Source organism: Chitinophaga sp. H8 (genome assembly GCF_040567655.1).
In the GTDB taxonomy this organism is placed as follows: Bacteria; Bacteroidota; Bacteroidia; order Chitinophagales; family Chitinophagaceae; genus Chitinophaga; species Chitinophaga defluvii.
The window spans coordinates 1,830,719-1,847,910 of sequence record NZ_JBEXAC010000001.1; the positions used below are offsets into that span (position 1 = coordinate 1,830,719).

The window sequence follows — 17,192 nt, forward strand, 5'->3', positions numbered from 1 at the left end:
TTATTCATCCCTTTTAAATAGATCCTTATGCGTATTTCATTCCTATCACGCAGCGTTGCATATTATTGCAGCGCTGCCAGACGCTGCATGCTTTTGCTGACAGTAGTGCTGACAGGAAAAGCAGTGGCACAAACCTTTCCGGATCTTTCCCTGGATAGCTCACACCGCAGTAATGTGAGTTTTACCAACACCAGCAATGCTTATTGTGAAGTGCCTCCCTGGGTGATCAAAGGCAGCTGGCATCAGTATTTTTTTACTACTGCGTGGACAAAAACATGGGCATCTCCCACATCACTGGCAGAACCTACTACCAGTATTAATTTCAGTACCAGCGGGTATGGTCCTTTCAATGTACTATGTCAGCTCAGCTGGTGGAACGGGTTTCTGTCGCCCGCCAGTCTGCCTGCCGGATATCACTGGCGCAGACAGTATAACGGCATTTTTTCTGTGCATCACTACACGCATAGCACGCAAGGGAGCATTAACCTGGCCTTTACACATGGAGAGAATAAGAATGAGCGGCAATTGGATAACTCCGGTACCGGTCAGTTATATGCCAATACCTTTGATACCAGTTATCCGCCGGTGTTGTCAAATCCTGCTACCTACTCCGGTTATGCACCGGGCAGCGCTACTTACCTGGAATGCTGGCGGGCCTATCACGCCACGGTAAACCTGGCCTGGTTACCCAATACTGCGGCAACAGACTGGGGGAATGGGTACTATTATGATCATGGTCCGTTTGTATGGCCTTACAGTGGTTATTATCATACGGATGGTTCCAAATCTTCTTCCGGGCTGCGGCATCCTACGTCTGTGACAAAAGGGGATTCTATCTATGTATACTATATCGATAGCTCTGTAGATAATATTGCACCAGGCGTGCCGGGTAGTGGCATTAAAGTAGCAAAGGCTCATCTGAATGATGCCATTGATCCGCTCAAATGGTATGTGTATACGGCATCCGGATGGGTGGCCTCCCTGCCATCAGGATTTACCAAAGAAACGATGTTGAATTATGTAAAGGTAAACGGCCCTGCGTCTGCTTCCCTGATCTATGAATGGCAGATGGATCCTGTACGCTTTTCTGTAGCCAAAATAAAAGGAACGGACTATTACCTGGGTGCTAAACTATTTTTGGATTATAGTGTGAGCGGTACCAGTCCGGCAGCGAGGATAGGGCTGTATCTCTCTAAAGATATGGTTACCTGGAGCAGCCGTAAACTACTGGTAGACGATGTGTCTGGCGGATGGGAGGCGTCGGAGCTGCACTATCCCATTTTCCTGAATAAAACCGGCGATAACAATGAGGAGATCGACCTGGATGACTTTTATATCATTGGTTCGCGGAATGGTACGAGTATCGGACGCTTGCATTTGAAGCTCTCCTTCGTTACACCATTGGCCAGAACCCAGCAACCAGCAGTGCCGCAAATAAAACAAACAACGGAAATGCCGGTGGCGTTATCGCTGATGGGTAATCCTTTAAATACGGATGAAGTACACCTGTTGCTCGAAGGAAATACTAAGCCAGCCAGTCGCTTGCTGATAGAAGTATTCGATCTGAAAGGACGGCTTTGTAAATCAAAATGGCAGCCAGCCGGTGGTAAACAGCTGATGATCAAGGTAAACGAGTTGCCGGCAGGAATGTATATCGTTCGGCTGAGGAATGAAAAAGGAACCGTAGTAGCCAACACCGTTAAATTTATTAAATAAGCTGGTAAGTGTAGTATCTACTATGAATGCCATTGACCTGGAATAATAGCGGGTGCCTGTTGATCGTGGGCACCCGCTTTAAAAAAAAGGACCGGCAGCAATGCCAGTCCTTTTTTTATTGTTATTATGTTATTGAAGTTTATACCAATCCCTGGGCAATCATCGCATCGGCTACTTTTACAAAGCCACCGATATTGGCGCCTTTCTCATAATTGATATAGCCATCTTTTTCCTGTCCGTACTTCACGCAGATCCGGTGAATATGTTTCATGATCTGTTGCAGTTTCTGGTCTACTTCTTCGCCACTCCAGGAGAAACGGAGAGAGTTTTGGGACATTTCCAGTCCGGATACTGCCACACCACCGGCATTGGCGGCTTTGCCCGGTGCATATAGTATGCGGGCCTCCCGGAACAATTGTATCGCTTCGGGGGTAGTAGGCATATTAGCGCCTTCTGCCACGCAGATGCAACCATTACTGAGCAATATCCTGGCGTCGTCCGCACTCACTTCATTTTGAGTAGCATTCGGAAAAGCAATGTCACATTTGATCTTCCATGGGCGTTCCCCTTCAAAAAATTCACAGCCATATTGGGTAGCATACTCACGAATGCGGCCCCGGCGTTCATTTTTCAATTCCATGATATAATCCAGCTTCGCACTATCTATTCCCTGGGGATCATATACAAAACCTTCTGAATCAGATACCGTTACTACTTTGGCACCTACTTCTATACACTTTTTGATGGCATATTGTGATACATTACCGGAACCACTGATCGTTACGGTTTTACCTTTCATCGACAGGCCACGTGTTTCGAGCATATCTGCGGCAAAGTACACCACGCCATACCCGGTAGCTTCCGGACGGATCAGGCTGCCTCCCCATTCATTGCCCTTACCGGTTAAAACCCCGGTAAATTCACCCTGGATACGCTTGTACTGGCCAAAGAGAAAACCTATTTCCCGGCCACCCACACCGATATCCCCGGCGGGTACATCGATGTCGGCCCCTACATGCCGGAACAATTCTGTCATAAAGCTTTGGCAGAACTTCATGACCTCATTGTCAGATTTACCTTTAGGGTCAAAGTCAGAACCTCCTTTACCACCACCCATTGGCAAACTGGTAAGGCTGTTCTTAAATACCTGCTCAAAAGCCAGAAACTTGAGGATACTGATGTTTACAGAAGGATGGAAACGTAAACCGCCCTTATATGGTCCGATGGCACTGCTCATTTGTATGCGGTAACCACGATTGATCTCTATTTCTCCTTTGTCATTCAGCCAGGGAACACGGAACATAATGGCGCGCTCAGGCTCCGTCATACGTTCCAGTATTTTTGCTTTTTTATACTTTGGATGTGCTTCAATAAATGGTATCACCGACTCCGCTACTTCTAATACTGCCTGTAAAAACTCCGGTTCATGTTGGTTGCGGGATTTCACCCGGTTCATAAATTCATCTACCAATACATCCATATGTTTAATAAACTTTAAAGTTTTGAGATAATGCTGTAAAAATATACAAACGTTGCTGTTTTTTATAGAAAATATTTAAAAAGGGTGAAAATAATAGTAAGAATAGGGAAATAGCTGTTAGCCATTGCTTTTAGTATTGAACTATTATAATATATTGTAATGAATAGGGGGAGGAGTAGCTGAATGGAAAATTAACTATGGTTGCCAGCATTAAAAATGAGTAGCTGACAACTAAAAACAAAAAAGCCGGATATAATATATCCGGCTCGTAATGAGGTATTAAAAAGCTAGCTTAGTCAATACGTCTAACATTAACGGCATTCATGCCTTTTCTACCTTCCTGCAGTTCGAACTCTACGCGGTCATCTGCCTGAATCTCATGAATAAGACCGTTTACGTGTACGAAAGTTTCTTTATTAGATTCTTCGTGCTTAATGAATCCGAAACCTTTTTCTTCATTAAAGAACTTCACAGTTCCTTTGTATTGTGTTGTCATGTAAAAAAAATATTGTAAAAAAATAAGTACCAAAGGTAGGGGGAAAAATCTCCCTAAACAAATAAAAATACAACTTCTATGTTAAATAAATGCCAACAAACTGTTTATTGTTAACTGATATATTGATAAAGAATTATGTATAAAGCACTCGTAAGAAAGGGAGGCTTATGTGCTGCATAATGCATATCTTTGTTGCTTATGACACGCACGCAGTTTACATACCGCACTATCGCTGCCGCAATAATAGTGGCTTAGGCAAGCAATGCCGCACGTCCTTTGTGTTAGGCTGCCTTGCCATGCCTTCTCCGCACTTTAATACTATTTAATTTTTATTCATGCAGACATATGCATGGGCTAAAGTATTGCCTATGATATGTCCGGTAAATAATACAGCGATGTCATTGCTACTACAATATGGCTGGAATACAGCCTTTGAAAATAATTACGCAAACCATAAAAATAATGGACTGGACGTGGGCCGTGTGCTGACGATTAACGGATATCTCTATACATTGATCGGTGAAGCCGGTATAATCACAGCAGAACTGTCTGGTACACTGCTTAATGGAAAAGAATCGGGGGATTTACCTAAAGTGGGCGACTGGGTAGTTTTTAAAGCTTATGAAGAGCAGGGGTATGTGATTGAGGTATTGCCACGCCTGAATGAACTGAGCCGGAAAATGCCCGGCAAAGGTATGGACAAACAGGTGATAGCTGCGAATGTTGATGCGGCATTGCTCTTACAGGGACTGGACCGTGATTTTAATCTCATGCGGATACAGCGCTATCTGTATCAGGTAGCCAATAATGGTATAGGGGCGATAGTGGTCCTGAATAAAAAAGACCTCGTGGAAAATCCGCAATATTATCAGCGGGAGGTGGCCTCATTGGGGTACCAGTGTCCTGTGGTCCTGACCAGTGCCCTTGATAATGAGGGGGTAGCTGAGCTGGCTTCGCAACACCTGGAAGCTGGTAAAACCTATGCCTTGCTGGGTACTTCCGGCGCGGGCAAGAGTACCCTGATGAACGCCTTGTGGGGAGGTATTCTGCAAAAAGAAGGTGCGGTAAGTATGGCCAACAGCAAAGGCAAACATACCACTACCTACAGGAGCCTGGTACTGATACCCAATGGTTGTATGGTAATTGATTCGCCGGGGATGAGGGAATTCGGGATCACGATAGCCACGGAAGAGATGGAAGGTACTTTCCACCCTCAGATAGCAGCACTGGCTGCCCACTGTAAGTTTGGCGATTGTACCCATCACCAGGAACCTGGTTGTGCGGTAATGGCTGCAATGGAGGAAGGCACCTTGCCGGAAGTAGTATATCAGAGTTACCTGAAACTGTACAGAGAGCAGCAACGGTATGGTACCCATGCGGCGGATAGAAAGCGGGTAGAGCGGCAGTTTGGCCGGATTACCCGGCAAGCCAAAGACTTCCGGCAAAAAAGAAAGTATTAAAAAGGGAAGCTGCTTGCTATGGTATGCTTAATAGCGTTTGTCAGAATGGGCGTGCTGCTCAGCACCCGTATAAAAGTAAAAGGGCTGGCTGAAAAGTAACAGGTATATGTTACTTTCCAGTCAGCCCTTGCTGTGAGGTTATCTTACTTCAAATGCAGGCTGTGCGGGTGCTTGGTAGCCTTTGCTTTTCAGCAGGGCCTTTATTTCGGTGATAGCACGGGTAAGCTGTGGATCGATTCCTCTGGCCATATCTCCCAGATTTTCGTCTACCAGGATATCCGGATCTACGCCATGTCCTTCACGGAACCAGGTACCATCCGGATTGTACATGCGGAAGGTGGGTACGGTAATACTGCCACCATCTATCAGGGGAGGTACGCCGCTGATACCAATCAGGCCACCCCAGGTGCGGGTACCGATCAATGGCCCCAGGCCTGCCTTGCGGAAATAATCCGGGAAGGCATCGCCACCGGATCCACTCCAGCCATTGATCAGCATCACCTTCGGCCCAAAGTGCGCTACTGAAGGGCCGGGGGTAGGTGTGCCGTCACGGGTAGCCCAATAAGCCAATGGTTTACGGTTAAGCAGTTCAATAAACCGGTCGGGTATCTGTCCGCCATTATTAAAACGTTCATCTATCACTAACCCTGCCTTATCCCATTGTGCATTGAACTGGCGGATCAGCTCATCCTGTCCGTCAATACCGGTACTGGGTACAAAAATATAGCCTACCTGGTTGTCGGTAGCAGCTGCTACCTGCTTACGGTTGCTCTCTATCCAGGCCAGGTGCCGCAGGCGGTAATCATTTTTCAGGGTTTTTACCACTGCCGTCTTCGCACCTTCCAGAGAAGGCCGGGTGTTATAGGTGAGTTCTACCGTTTTCTCTGCCAGGGCCTGGAAGGCGGCAAATGGTTCTTGTGCTGTGGTAATGGGAATACCATTCACAGCCAGAACATAATCTCCTTCCTTAATCTTTACACCGGGCTCATCCAAAGGAGAGCGGGCTTCTGCATCCCAGCTGGCACCACGGATGATACGTTTGATCTTGTAATACTGACCATCAGCTTCCCAGTCTACTCCCAGGTAGCCTACGTTTTCCTGCTTTGCCGACTCCAGGTCACCACCACCGTTGTAAGTATGGGAGGCATTCATTTCACCCAGCAATTCATTGATCACAAAATTCACCTCTTCACGGGTACGTGCACCTTCCAGCAGATGCAGGTACTTTTCTTTTACTTCGTTCCAGTTCACCCCATGCATATGCGGGTCATAGAAGAAGTCGCGCTCCATACGCCAGGTGTCGATAAACAGCTGTTTCCATTCCTTCATGGGATCTACCACCATTTCCATATCATTTAGCGGAAGGGGTTTCTCCATCTTCTGATTTTCTCCCACATCAATAATACCAATGCGATTGCCCAGGATGAGGAGTTTATTTCCATCGGCAGAAAGTTCATATTGTCCCAGGTCTTTGAAGATGGTTTTTTCTTCCCGCTTATCTATGTCGTAATATTTGAGGGTGGCCTGCGCTTCATTTTCACCGGTGTTAGGATACTGCATATACAGGATCTTTCCTTTCACTGCGCCCAGCCGGGAATAATTGCCACCAGATACAGGTAACAGGAACAACCGGGCTTCCATATTATCCAGATCGATGGCTGTGTTGGTGGGCTGGGGCGAAGCCGCTGGGGCATCTTTCTTATCTTTTTTACTTTTTGTGCTTTTCTCTTTTGGGGTATCTGCTGCAGATGGTTCAGTTCCTTTAATACTTACTGTATCATTTTTGGTGGTGAGCAATGGGGGAGTATCCTTCTTTAGGCTAATGGCACCGATCAGGGTGCTGTTAGCATAAATGAAGGTATTGTCAATACTGCTGTAAGATGGTTTAAAGGCCTGGCTGGTCAGTACGTAAAGGTATTTGCCTTCTGTATCAAATACAGGGCGGGAACAGTCGTAGAAGCCGCTGGTAACCTGATGACGCTGGTTGGCTTTGGTGTCAAAAAGATATACTGCTTCATGCCCGTTGTCAACATCACGGCTATACGCGATCCATTTACTATCCGGCGACCAGCTTACGGTAAATCCTTCCAGGGCACCATGTAAGTAATGCAGGGCCTTGTCTACGGCGGTGGTTTTGCCGGTGCTGATATCTACTACCCATATCTTCATGGCCTGGTCTATAAATGCAATCTTTTTACTGTCTGGCGACCAGAAAGGCTGGTACCTGTAACCAGGTCCGTAAGATGTAATTTTCCTGGCTTCATTTTCTTTGCCTGCAGGGGCCACCCATAGTTCATATTCGCCTGACTGGTCACTCCAGTAAGCAATTTGTTTACCATCCGGCGACCAGGAAGGGGAACGCTCTGCTACACCGCTGGTGCGGGTAAGGTTTTTTACAAACCCATCTTCTGCAGGAAGCGAAAAAATATCCCCCCTGGCACCTATCAGGGCACGCTTGCCATCCGGGCTGATCGCTGCGGTCTGGACATACCTGGAGGTACGTACGGTACGTGGCTTTAAAGTGGCCAGATCGGCATTTACATTGATCTTTACTTCTCTGGATTGTTGAGTGGAGAGCGACAGCAGGTACATTTTTCCTCCGGCTTCATACACTATTTCCGCAGGTCCCAGGGAAGGGAAATGGATATCGTAATCTTTATAATTGGTAAGCTGTTCAAATGATTTATCCGTAGTGTTATACCGCCACAGGTTCATCCGCTTTTCTGTACCCCGGTCGGACAGGAAGTAGATGAAGTTGTCGTGCCACATCGGGAATTCATCACCGGCTTCACTTTTGACAGAGATGTTTTCCGATACCTGTTTGTCAAAATCAAATACATGGATATCTGCTTTCATACCTCCCCGGTATCTTTTCCAGTTACGGAAGCTTTGGGTGCGGGTAACTACGGCTATCTTTTTCCCATCAGGAGAGTAAGAACCGAACTCTGCATAGGCCAATGGTAGTTTAGTGGCAGGACCACCCGTGGCGGCAATGGTATAGAACTGGTTAAAGCGCTCCTTGGTACTTTCCCTGCGGGAAGCAAACAGTATTCGCTTTCCGTCTGGTGTCCAGTCGGTTACCCAGTCGATATAATCATGCTGTGTAAGCCGCAGTGGTACTCCACCAGTTACGGGCAGCACATACACGTCATTATTGCCATCATAATTGGCGGTAAAGGCCAGCGTTTTACCATCCGGTGAAAACTTAGGGAGGATTTCCACACCGGGGGGAGAAATTAATTTAGTGGCAGTGCCTCCTTCTTTAGGAACAATCCAGATGTCATTGGCATAAGAAAAAGCAATCTGTGATTGGGATACATCCGGAAACCGGAAAAGGCCCGCGTCTATCTGGGCCATTGCCTGTCCGCCCGCCATACATGCGATCAGCGCCAGGGTTGTTGTCTTTGTCATAAGCAGTTTAGATTTACCAGGTAATAGCTGGGGGTGTACGTATATTAGCTACGGTACAACCTACTAAATCTAGGAAAAAAACTGCTTCCAAAAAAGACGCTTCCGGAAGTGATAAGTTGGGCAAGCCCGGTTATTGATAAATGCGTTCTATTACCGCTGCAAATTTTTCCAGTACTACTTTTCTTTTCAGACTGAGTTTAGGTGTCATCTCATCGGTGGCTACGCTCCATTCTGCCGGCAGGAGTTCAAATTTTTTCACCTGTGATATATGATTGAATTCCTTGTTAAAGGTTTCTACCTCATCGGTATATAACTGGATTACGGCTGGATGACGGAGTAATGCTTCGCGGGAAGTGTCTGTAATTCCCTGCCGCTGCGCCCAGTCTTCCAGATTGGAAAAGGAAGGTACGATCAGCGCAGATACAAATTTCCTGTCGGCGCCTACTACCATTACCTGTTCTATGAGCATGGATTCCTTGAGCTTGTTTTCTACCGGGAGTGGCGCCACATACTTTCCGCCGCTGGTTTTAAACATTTCTTTTTTGCGGTCGGTGATCTTGAGATATTTATTATCTACGATCATCCCGATATCCCCGGTATAATACCAGCCATCGATGATAGACTCGGCGGTAAAGTCGGGTCGTTTATAATACCCCATCATCACATGAGGCCCTTTGGTGAGTATTTCCCCATCTTCCGCAATTTTAGTTTCCACGCCATTGATCATAGGGCCTACTGTGCCAAACATACGTTCTTTTACCTCGTACCGGTTTACACTGATAACCGGAGAGGTTTCTGTAAGTCCATACCCTTCCATGATAGGTATCCCCGCGGCAGTAAAGATGCGGATAAGACGCACCTGACAGGCAGCACCTCCGCTCACAATACATTTCAGGTTATTACCCAGTGCTTCCCGCCATTTGCGGAAGATGAGCTTATCGGCCAGCTTCATTTGCAGGTTGTACAACATCCCCTGGTCCTTGTTGATCTCAAACCGGGTAGCCAGATCATGTGCCCAGAAAAAGAGTTTCCTTTTTATGCCGGTGAGTGCAGCTCCTTTCAGCATGATTTTATCATATACCTTTTCCAGCAACCGGGGGACAGTGGTAAACATACTTGGCTGTACTTCTCTCAGATTGTCTGCTATGGTATCCAGGCTTTCTGCATAGTAAATAGCGATGCCTTTGAATAAATAGAGATAGGTCACCATCCGCTCAAAAACATGGTTCAGCGGCAGAAAACTAAGTGCTTTCATGTTTTCTCCGGGAGGAAAACAAGGTATAGAGGCCATAACATTGCTAAGGATATTATTGTGCGACAACATCACGCCTTTAGGCACCCCCGTAGTACCGGAGGTGTAAATAATAGTGGCCAGGTCTTCATTCCGGATCGTTGCGGCAATATTCCGCATGGCGTCAATACCGGCTTCATCTGCCAGTGCACCTATTTCTTTCCAGTGCTTTACGCCTGGTACATATTCAAAAGTATAAATGTCCTGCAGACTGGGTACCCGTTCTTTTACACTCAGCACCTTAAAATAGAGATCCTGATCGTTTACAAATACCAGTTTCACTTTAGCATCATTCAGGATAAACTCCAGCTCGGCTGCATTAATGGTAGGATATACCGGCGTTAGTACAGCGCCTGTTTGCTGTACGGCCAGATCCAGCATTACCCATTCCGGCCGGTTTTTGCTGAGCACAGCTATCTTGTCCCGGTTTTCAATCGTCATATCCTGCCCACTGATGCCTGATTTTAGCAAGCCGGCGCTGAGCCGGTCCGTAATGTCTTTTACTTCCTGTGTACTATATGTTTTCCAGGTGCCGTTTTCCTTAGCGGCCAGCATATCAGGCAAAGGAGATCTTTGCAGATGATAGTCAATACAGTCAAACAGTCGTTGGGGATTGTTCATCATAATCGTGGTTTGTGGTTGATAATTATAAATTCCTGCATAAATACCGGTTGCCAGCCGGGGCTGATTACACGATTACCAATGTATGGGCCCTAAAAGGCATATAGGGATACGCGTTTTTACCAATATAGTATTTATTATGGCAAAAACATAGCGAAATCTCCGGGGGTACAGATTAAATATAAAACCGGTTCAGAGAAGGTAAAATTCCCCTACCGCTGAAGAAATATACTATATTAGGGGCAAAACCAACCATCATGAAAAGATTGTTTAACTGGGCCTCACTATGCCTGCTGTTCTTCTTTACCGCTACCCATGCCCAGCAAGCAGTAAAGCCTGCCAGTGAAGTATTGAAAGAAGCTTGCCGCCAGGCAGGCAAAGAAAAGAAAAATGTGATCATTATATTTCATGCCTCCTGGTGCCACTGGTGTCATGAAATGGATGCCCGCATGAACCAAAAGGAGTGTAAACCACTGTTTGATAAAAGCTATGTGGTGCGTCACCTCGTGGTGCAGGAAGCTGATGATAAAAAGCATCTGGAAAATCCTGGCGCAGCGGAGATGATGAAACAGTTCAATGGGGACAGACAAGGGATACCCTACTGGCTCGTGTTTGATAAGAACGGTAAATTGTTGGCCGATTCACAGGAAAGGCCGGAAGGGGCCAGCCTTAGTGAAAAGGGGAGTAACATCGGTTGCCCGGGCACTCCACAGGAGATTGCATACTTTACCAAAGTGTTAAAACAAACTTCTGCTTTGAATGATACAGAACTGGCGTTGATAGGCCGCCTGTTTGCCAACAAACAATAGGCAGACAGATACCTGAAGCCTTTAGAGGAATGTTCCACCGGAGGCTTCAATACGTTGTGCAGTTACCCACCTGGCCTGCTCACTGCACAGGAATGCTACCACACCGCCAATATCGTCCGGAGTGCCTACTCTGCCCAGTGCAGTCTGAGAGGCCAGGTATCCTTTCATTTGTGTATTGGTTTCAAACGCATGACGTGTAAAATCAGTTTCAATAGGGCCGGGCGCTACTACATTGGCTGTAATGTTCCTGTTGCCCAATTCTTTAGCCAGGTAGCGGGTAAAGTTTTCAATAGCCCCTTTCATGGAAGCATAAGCAGCGTATCCGGGAATGACGAACCTGGCCAACCCTGTAGAGAAATTAACAATACGGCCACCATCCGCCAATAGGGGCAGCATCTTTTGTGTGAGGAAATACACTCCTTTAAAATGAACATTGAAGAGCTGGTCAAAGGCTGTTTCTGTAGTATCCGGAATGCGGGAAGAAGCGTCAATGCCGGCATTATTGATCAGGAAGTCAACCTGGGAGGTATGCCACCTGGAGGAGAGTTCTGTGCTTAATGCTTCAATAAAAGCAGGGAAAGATGAGATATTGGCGGTATCGAGTTGCAGGGCAAAAGCCTGTTGACCCAGTTGCTCAATTTCGTTCACTACTTTTTGTGCCTCTTCCTGGCGGGTATGGTAGGTAAGCACTACCTGGTGCCCATTCCGGGCGAGCTGCAGTGCGGTATTTTTGCCGAGGCCACGGCTGCCGCCGGTGATTAACGCAATTTTACTGTTGTTGTCCATCATATATTTTTTTAATGATGGCACAAAGTTGGGACGAAAGAGGGGAGGAATGATGGTGACTGTTTCAGATTAAATGGTGACTGTTTCAGTTTTTTTCCTGTTTTGGAGGGCAAGCACCTGTTCCCGGTATTGTTTGGGGGTAATACCCTCAAAGCGTTTAAAGAATTTGGTAAAATTGGAAGGGTCAAAGGTGAGCAGGGAGGCAATGGCGGCGATAGGAGTATGGGGTTGTTGCAGCATATCCCGGCAAATATGCATGATCTTGTCTTCAAAGAAAAAACAAGGGGATTTGCCGGTAGTAAGTTTGATCGTATTGCTGAGGTGAGTAGGGTGAATGTGCATGATTCGGGCCAGATCACGGATCTCATACATATCGGTGGTGCGCCCGTTTACAATATCATCCAGATGCTTTTCTACTTCCTGCAAAAAAACAGTGGTGATTTCATGCTGCCGAGCCAGTATCTTCTTCGGTAGTTTTATCTCTTTCATGACAGGCAAAGTTACCGAATTTAGCACTATTAGCCTGAATGATGTAAATTACATCTATTAACTACCGGACGCACACCATATGAAATATTACACCATAGCGCCTCCTCCCATGCTGGCAAAATATGTACGGTACTATTGGGTGCTGGAAGCTGGGGTGGCTCCTGGTACGGAATATATTCACCGTACTATGGCAGACGGATCTGCAGAGATGATATTTCATTATAAAGGCATGTTTGACGAACTGGATGTAGATAGCCAGGATAGTTATGCACCTGCCCAATTGCATGCGCAAACCCGGCATTTCAGAAGGTTTATTGTAGGGGAGAGCTTCGGTATTTTTGGGGTATACCTTTACCCCTTTGCCATACCTGCTTTTTTTTCTATGCCTTCGTCTGTGGTAAGCAATCATCTTCCCGGACTGGATGACCTCCTGGGGGCTTCTGGAAAGATACTGGAAGAAAAAATGATGCTGGCAAAAGATAACCGGCAACGGGTGGCGCTTATTTCCGATTTCCTGCTGCAGCAACTAAGAAAAAAGTCGCCCCACTATACTGCGATGCATGCAGCGGTGCAGGGGGTGATAGCTATTAAAGGCATGGTAAATGTACAGCGGCTGGCCAGTAGCTATTGTCTGTCACCCCGCCAGTTTGAACGGAAGTTTAAAGAACTTTCCGGCTTTAGTCCCAAAACATATGCACGCATTATCCGCTTCCAGGCAGCACTGATGGAATATGACCATAAACATAAATCCCTGACGGATATTGCCTACGAATGCGGCTATTATGACCAGTCACATTTTATCCATGACTTCCGCGAATTTTCCGGGTATCACCCCAAACAATATTTTTCCGGAGCGGCAGAAGGAGTAGCATACAGGGATGTATAAATGCCACAGGGATTAGTTAATTTTGCATTCATAACGGCACTGCCGGAAACCAATCTGCTTTTAGTAACGATATTTGAAAATGAGCAAAGGCATTACAAATACCTCAGGCAATTTTACCTTTTATGAACGTTTTGTGTCGCCTGACGAACTATATTCCCCTGATCTGATAGAGGAAAATGAAGTTATTCCATTACCCTATGGTAATCTGGAAATTAAATCCTGGTATTTCGATGGGCTGCGGATATCTATGCGTAAACAACGCTACAATGATTACTACCTGTTTGAAAAGATCAATACACAGGATGTGGTGTATATGCAGTTTAACCTGAAAGGAAGGAGTACGATTTATCAATTGGGAAATGAGTATGATGTAAAACCTCATCTGCATAATATTGTTTACTCCAAAGGGAATAATAACACTTTCCGTAATGGTGCCCTGGAATCGGTAATTTTTGAAATACAGTTTGCTCCGCCGGTTTTTCTGAAGATTATCCAGGATAGTAATGAGGTGCTGAAACGTTTTGCAGATAAGATGCTGGAAGGAAAACCGGTGGTACTGGCGCCGCAATCCCTGGAAGTTACACCAGACCTGGAGCAGGCAATACAGGCCATCATTAACTGCCGCTTTTCGGGAGGACTCAAAAAAATGTACCTGTTGTCCAAAAGTATTGAGATCCTCGTACTACAGGCAGAAGCCTACAACCGCTCGCTGGAAATAAGGGCGGCTAAAGGATTGAACAGTACAGCAAAAGAAAAGGTGCTGCATGCGCGGGAATATCTCATAGAGAATGTAGAAACACCTCCCAGTCTGTCCGAGCTGTCCAGAATTGTGGGGATTAACGAATACAATCTGAAGAAAGGGTTTAAAGAAGTATTTAACACTACTGTATTTGGGTATTTATCAGATTACCGGCTGGACACTGCCCGCCAGCAATTGCTGGATACTGAAAAGACGGTGAGCGAAATAGCTTATGAACTGGGGTATTCCTCTCCCCAGCATTTCAGCAGTGCCTTCCGCAAGAAATTTGGGCGCTCCCCACGGGATGCAAAAAAATAACGGAACTTATACGTTTTACTCCCGATTATATACGTTGGTCATTGATGGCCCACCTATCTTTGTTTCATAAAACCGCATCTGTCAACATAAAAAAAGTATGATGAAAAATACACTGACTGTAGAGGAAACAATTACGATCAATGCCACTCCTGCAAAGGTTTGGGAAGTACTTACCTCACCTGAATACACCAAACAGTATATGGTGGGCTGTGCAGCGGAGTCCGACTGGAAAGCAGGCAGTCCGCTGCTCTGGAAGCTGGAACATGAAGGAAAGGAGATCGTATGTGTAAAAGGGGATATCGTACAGAGCGATCCCGCAAAATACCTGGAATATACAGTAATAGCCCCCGGTATGGAAGGGGTGCCGGATATTCCGGCCAACTACCTTACCGTAAAATATACATTGACGCCGGAGAACGGGCAAACAGTACTGTCCGTATGGCAGGGGGACTTTGCAAAAGTAGCTATGGGAGATGTTCGTTACCAGCATACAGTAAGTGATGGTGGCTGGATGGATACGCTTACCAAGATAAAAGTTGCCGCAGAAAATTAGTCGTCTTTTATTATTAGGGAGGGACTCCCGTCAGATCAAATTTAGTTTCAGCTACCGCTTTTGGGAATGCCTGGTTAAAAACAAACAGTCACCGCAGTTTCGGCCTGGAAGATGAATCACATCGGGTAAAATAAGATGGGATAAAGTCTTTGGTTAATTTGAAAATTAGTAGTACTTTTTGTTCGTCAACCAAAAGCCAGTTTATGAATGCTGCCGGATTATCCGGATCGCCCCAGGCTCCTCACTTACATGCAGCTTCCTCACAGGAAGAGCTATGGCAACGGTTCCGTCATGGAAGCAGGGATGCATTAGCTGCTATTTATTGGAGTAATATTGATGATCTGTATAATTATGGACTGCACTTTTGTGGGGATAAGGAAAGGGTAAAGGATTGTCTGCAGGACCTTTTCCAGGATCTGTGGCAAAGCCGGGAGCACCTTTGCGAAACGCTGCAGAATATCAGGTATTACCTGTTGAGCTGCCTGCGCCGCAAGCTATTACGGGCATTGCAGAAAGAACGTCGCTGGCGCAAAGAGTCTGATACTATTCCCTTTGAATTTGAGCTGACTCCGCCACATGAATACACCATTATTCAGGATGAGGCACGTAAAGAACAATGGCAGCAACTGCACCTGGCATTGTCAAAGCTATCACGCCGGCAACGGGAAGCTATATATCTCCGTTTTTTTCAAAATCTCTCTTACCAACAGGTGGCAGATATAATGTCTATGAGAGTAGATTCTGTATATAATATTATCTCCAAAGCTATTGGGGAGATGAAAAAGACATTAACCCTTCCACTTATCCTACTGTTGCTGCAACGCTAATACCCCTACAGTAGCGGATTCCCAATTTATTTAAAAAAAAAGTTCCCAAAAAATGATGAGGTTTTGTCCCAAAGTGGCTCTATACTAAAAAGGTCACATTTGAAAGCCAGGGACTACCAGTTATATACTGCGCGGGATTTTGCCCTCGATGAGGACTTTCAGGAATGGGTGTTACAGCCGGATATCAAAAATACGTATGTATGGGAATCCTGGCTGCGGGCAAATCCTGATAAGCAACCATTGATAGCAGAGGCTACCAGGTTGGTGAAGGCTATCGGGTTCAGGCAATACAAAATATCTGACCATGATAAAACACAGCTGTGGGATAGTATCTGGGAAAATATGGGGGAGGACCATGAAGCGGCAGAGTTACCTGTTCCCATACGCAGGAGTATATGGACGCATGCCTGGAAATACGCTGCAGCGCTGGTGCTCGGACTGATATTAACCGGTGTATGGCTGGCAGAAAAACGATTCGGCTTTGAAGCAGTGACCTTTAGTGCAAGTACCAACCTGGGAGAAGTAAAACAGATATGGCTGCCGGATAGCTCATCTGTTGTTTTAAATGCAGGCTCCAGCATTGTATACGCAGAGAAAAACGCACAGATCAGGGAAGTATGGCTGGAAGGGGAAGCCTATTTTCACGTAAAGCATACCCGTCATGCACAAAAATTTGTAGTACATACGAATGAACACCTTGCAGTAGAAGTATTGGGCACCCGCTTTAATGTCAATAACTTTGGCAACAACGTGGCGGTGGTATTACAGGAGGGGCAGATAAAGCTGAGCATAACGGAAACAGACCTTCGTAATAAAACACAGCTATACCTGAAACCCGGAGAAATGGTTAACTACAGTAAGGTGGACGGAGATTATAACAAAAATAACATCACGGTAGATACCTATGTTGCGTGGATTTCCAAAAGGATCAGCATGGACAACTATACATTGGCAGACGCAGGCGTGTTTATGCAGCAGGTATTTGGAAAGCGGCTGGTCGTAAAGGACTCTGTGATGTTGAACTACAAGGTTTCTGGATCGATGCCTATTATATATAATGCGGATACCATGCTTATGCAATTTGAAAAAGTATTCAGGGTACAGTTCAGGCAGCAGGGAAATGAGTTCTGGGTAAAAAACAAAAGAACAGATCAGCCTTAAATAAGATTTCAACCAAATAGCAGCACGGAAATTTCAAGCAGATAACAAAATAAGGATTGTAGCAAAATAAGTAACACAGGTATGTAACATGCCCTGTGAACAGAGAAGATATGTAATTCCATTCCCATAACAATTAAAACCCTTTGCAC

14 protein-coding genes are annotated in these 17,192 nt (G+C 45.8%); 8 read left to right on the forward strand and 6 right to left on the reverse strand.

The annotated features are described in order from the left end of the window. The first annotated feature begins 27 nt into the window (after nucleotides 1–27). Nucleotides 28–1,716, forward strand: a complete 1,689-nt coding sequence (locus tag ABR189_RS06905; protein WP_354659730.1) for a T9SS type A sorting domain-containing protein — start codon at nucleotides 28–30, stop codon at nucleotides 1,714–1,716. Between the two features lie 139 nt (nucleotides 1,717–1,855). Here ABR189_RS06905 and gdhA read toward each other — a convergent pair whose 3' ends face one another. Together gdhA and ABR189_RS06915 are read right to left on the reverse strand one after the other, a co-directional pair. After that, a complete protein-coding gene (gene gdhA / locus ABR189_RS06910) occupies nucleotides 1,856–3,196 on the reverse strand; it encodes an NADP-specific glutamate dehydrogenase (RefSeq protein ID WP_354659731.1) in 1,341 nt (446 codons plus the stop codon). A 292-nt stretch (nucleotides 3,197–3,488) separates the two neighbouring features. Further along, on the reverse strand, nucleotides 3,489–3,692 hold the full coding sequence (locus tag ABR189_RS06915) for a cold-shock protein (RefSeq protein WP_354659732.1): 204 nt from the start codon (nucleotides 3,690–3,692) through the stop codon (nucleotides 3,489–3,491). A gap of 335 nt (nucleotides 3,693–4,027) precedes the next feature. On the opposite strand from ABR189_RS06915, the gene rsgA reads away from it, so the two are divergent. Continuing rightward, nucleotides 4,028–5,152 carry a ribosome small subunit-dependent GTPase A gene (gene rsgA, locus ABR189_RS06920; RefSeq protein ID WP_354659733.1) on the forward strand — a complete coding sequence of 375 codons (1,125 nt, stop codon included), beginning with the start codon at nucleotides 4,028–4,030 and terminating at the stop codon, nucleotides 5,150–5,152. Nucleotides 5,153–5,290: 138 nt separating this feature from the next. On the opposite strand, the gene ABR189_RS06925 is transcribed toward rsgA, so the two are convergent. Together ABR189_RS06925 and ABR189_RS06930 are read right to left on the reverse strand one after the other, a co-directional pair. Continuing rightward, complete coding sequence (locus ABR189_RS06925; RefSeq protein WP_354659734.1) at nucleotides 5,291–8,563, reverse strand: S41 family peptidase; 3,273 nt, start codon at nucleotides 8,561–8,563, stop codon at nucleotides 5,291–5,293. A 130-nt stretch (nucleotides 8,564–8,693) separates the two neighbouring features. Next, on the reverse strand, nucleotides 8,694–10,478 hold the full coding sequence (locus tag ABR189_RS06930; protein WP_354659735.1) for an AMP-dependent synthetase/ligase: 1,785 nt from the start codon (nucleotides 10,476–10,478) through the stop codon (nucleotides 8,694–8,696). 254 nt (nucleotides 10,479–10,732) lie between these two features. Between ABR189_RS06930 and ABR189_RS06935 the strand changes: the two genes are divergently transcribed. Continuing rightward, entirely contained in the window at nucleotides 10,733–11,284 is a 552-nt protein-coding gene (locus ABR189_RS06935) for a thioredoxin family protein (RefSeq protein WP_354659736.1), read from the forward strand. Between the two features lie 21 nt (nucleotides 11,285–11,305). On the opposite strand, the gene ABR189_RS06940 is transcribed toward ABR189_RS06935, so the two are convergent. Together ABR189_RS06940 and ABR189_RS06945 are read right to left on the reverse strand one after the other, a co-directional pair. After that, nucleotides 11,306–12,073 carry an SDR family oxidoreductase gene (locus ABR189_RS06940; protein WP_354659737.1) on the reverse strand — a complete coding sequence of 256 codons (768 nt, stop codon included), beginning with the start codon at nucleotides 12,071–12,073 and terminating at the stop codon, nucleotides 11,306–11,308. Nucleotides 12,074–12,139: 66 nt separating this feature from the next. After that, a complete protein-coding gene (locus ABR189_RS06945) occupies nucleotides 12,140–12,559 on the reverse strand; it encodes a helix-turn-helix domain-containing protein (RefSeq protein WP_354659738.1) in 420 nt (139 codons plus the stop codon). 79 nt (nucleotides 12,560–12,638) lie between these two features. On the opposite strand from ABR189_RS06945, the gene ABR189_RS06950 reads away from it, so the two are divergent. The 5 genes from ABR189_RS06950 (at nucleotide 12,639) to ABR189_RS06970 (ending at nucleotide 17,043) form a co-directional block, all read left to right on the forward strand. Then, a complete protein-coding gene (locus tag ABR189_RS06950; protein WP_354659739.1) occupies nucleotides 12,639–13,445 on the forward strand; it encodes a helix-turn-helix domain-containing protein in 807 nt (268 codons plus the stop codon). 79 nt (nucleotides 13,446–13,524) lie between these two features. After that, nucleotides 13,525–14,502 carry a helix-turn-helix transcriptional regulator gene (locus ABR189_RS06955; RefSeq protein WP_354659740.1) on the forward strand — a complete coding sequence of 326 codons (978 nt, stop codon included), beginning with the start codon at nucleotides 13,525–13,527 and terminating at the stop codon, nucleotides 14,500–14,502. 97 nt (nucleotides 14,503–14,599) lie between these two features. After that, on the forward strand, nucleotides 14,600–15,055 hold the full coding sequence (locus ABR189_RS06960; RefSeq protein WP_354659741.1) for an SRPBCC domain-containing protein: 456 nt from the start codon (nucleotides 14,600–14,602) through the stop codon (nucleotides 15,053–15,055). 203 nt (nucleotides 15,056–15,258) lie between these two features. After that, the gene (locus ABR189_RS06965; protein WP_354659742.1) at nucleotides 15,259–15,882 is read left to right on the forward strand and encodes an RNA polymerase sigma factor; all 624 of its coding nucleotides are present in this window, start codon (nucleotides 15,259–15,261) and stop codon (nucleotides 15,880–15,882) included. A 99-nt stretch (nucleotides 15,883–15,981) separates the two neighbouring features. Next, the gene (locus tag ABR189_RS06970; RefSeq protein ID WP_354659743.1) at nucleotides 15,982–17,043 is read left to right on the forward strand and encodes a FecR family protein; all 1,062 of its coding nucleotides are present in this window, start codon (nucleotides 15,982–15,984) and stop codon (nucleotides 17,041–17,043) included. The last annotated feature ends 149 nt before the right edge of the window (nucleotides 17,044–17,192 follow it).

What these genes read in the sequence shown, in the direction of transcription:
- ABR189_RS06960 (WP_354659741.1), top strand. Translation starts at nt 14,600, where the DNA reads ATGATGAAAAATACACTGACTGTAGAGGAAACAATTACGATCAATGCC.
- ABR189_RS06905 (WP_354659730.1), top strand. Translation starts at nt 28, where the DNA reads ATGCGTATTTCATTCCTATCACGCAGCGTTGCATATTATTGCAGCGCT.
- ABR189_RS06950 (WP_354659739.1), top strand. Translation starts at nt 12,639, where the DNA reads ATGAAATATTACACCATAGCGCCTCCTCCCATGCTGGCAAAATATGTA.
- ABR189_RS06940 (WP_354659737.1), bottom strand. Translation starts at nt 12,073, where the DNA reads ATGATGGACAACAACAGTAAAATTGCGTTAATCACCGGCGGCAGCCGT.
- ABR189_RS06965 (WP_354659742.1), top strand. Translation starts at nt 15,259, where the DNA reads ATGAATGCTGCCGGATTATCCGGATCGCCCCAGGCTCCTCACTTACAT.
- ABR189_RS06930 (WP_354659735.1), bottom strand. Translation starts at nt 10,478, where the DNA reads ATGATGAACAATCCCCAACGACTGTTTGACTGTATTGACTATCATCTG.
- ABR189_RS06925 (WP_354659734.1), bottom strand. Translation starts at nt 8,563, where the DNA reads ATGACAAAGACAACAACCCTGGCGCTGATCGCATGTATGGCGGGCGGA.
- gdhA (WP_354659731.1), bottom strand. Translation starts at nt 3,196, where the DNA reads ATGGATGTATTGGTAGATGAATTTATGAACCGGGTGAAATCCCGCAAC.
- rsgA (WP_354659733.1), top strand. Translation starts at nt 4,028, where the DNA reads ATGCAGACATATGCATGGGCTAAAGTATTGCCTATGATATGTCCGGTA.
- ABR189_RS06945 (WP_354659738.1), bottom strand. Translation starts at nt 12,559, where the DNA reads ATGAAAGAGATAAAACTACCGAAGAAGATACTGGCTCGGCAGCATGAA.
- ABR189_RS06955 (WP_354659740.1), top strand. Translation starts at nt 13,525, where the DNA reads ATGAGCAAAGGCATTACAAATACCTCAGGCAATTTTACCTTTTATGAA.
- ABR189_RS06915 (WP_354659732.1), bottom strand. Translation starts at nt 3,692, where the DNA reads ATGACAACACAATACAAAGGAACTGTGAAGTTCTTTAATGAAGAAAAA.
- ABR189_RS06935 (WP_354659736.1), top strand. Translation starts at nt 10,733, where the DNA reads ATGAAAAGATTGTTTAACTGGGCCTCACTATGCCTGCTGTTCTTCTTT.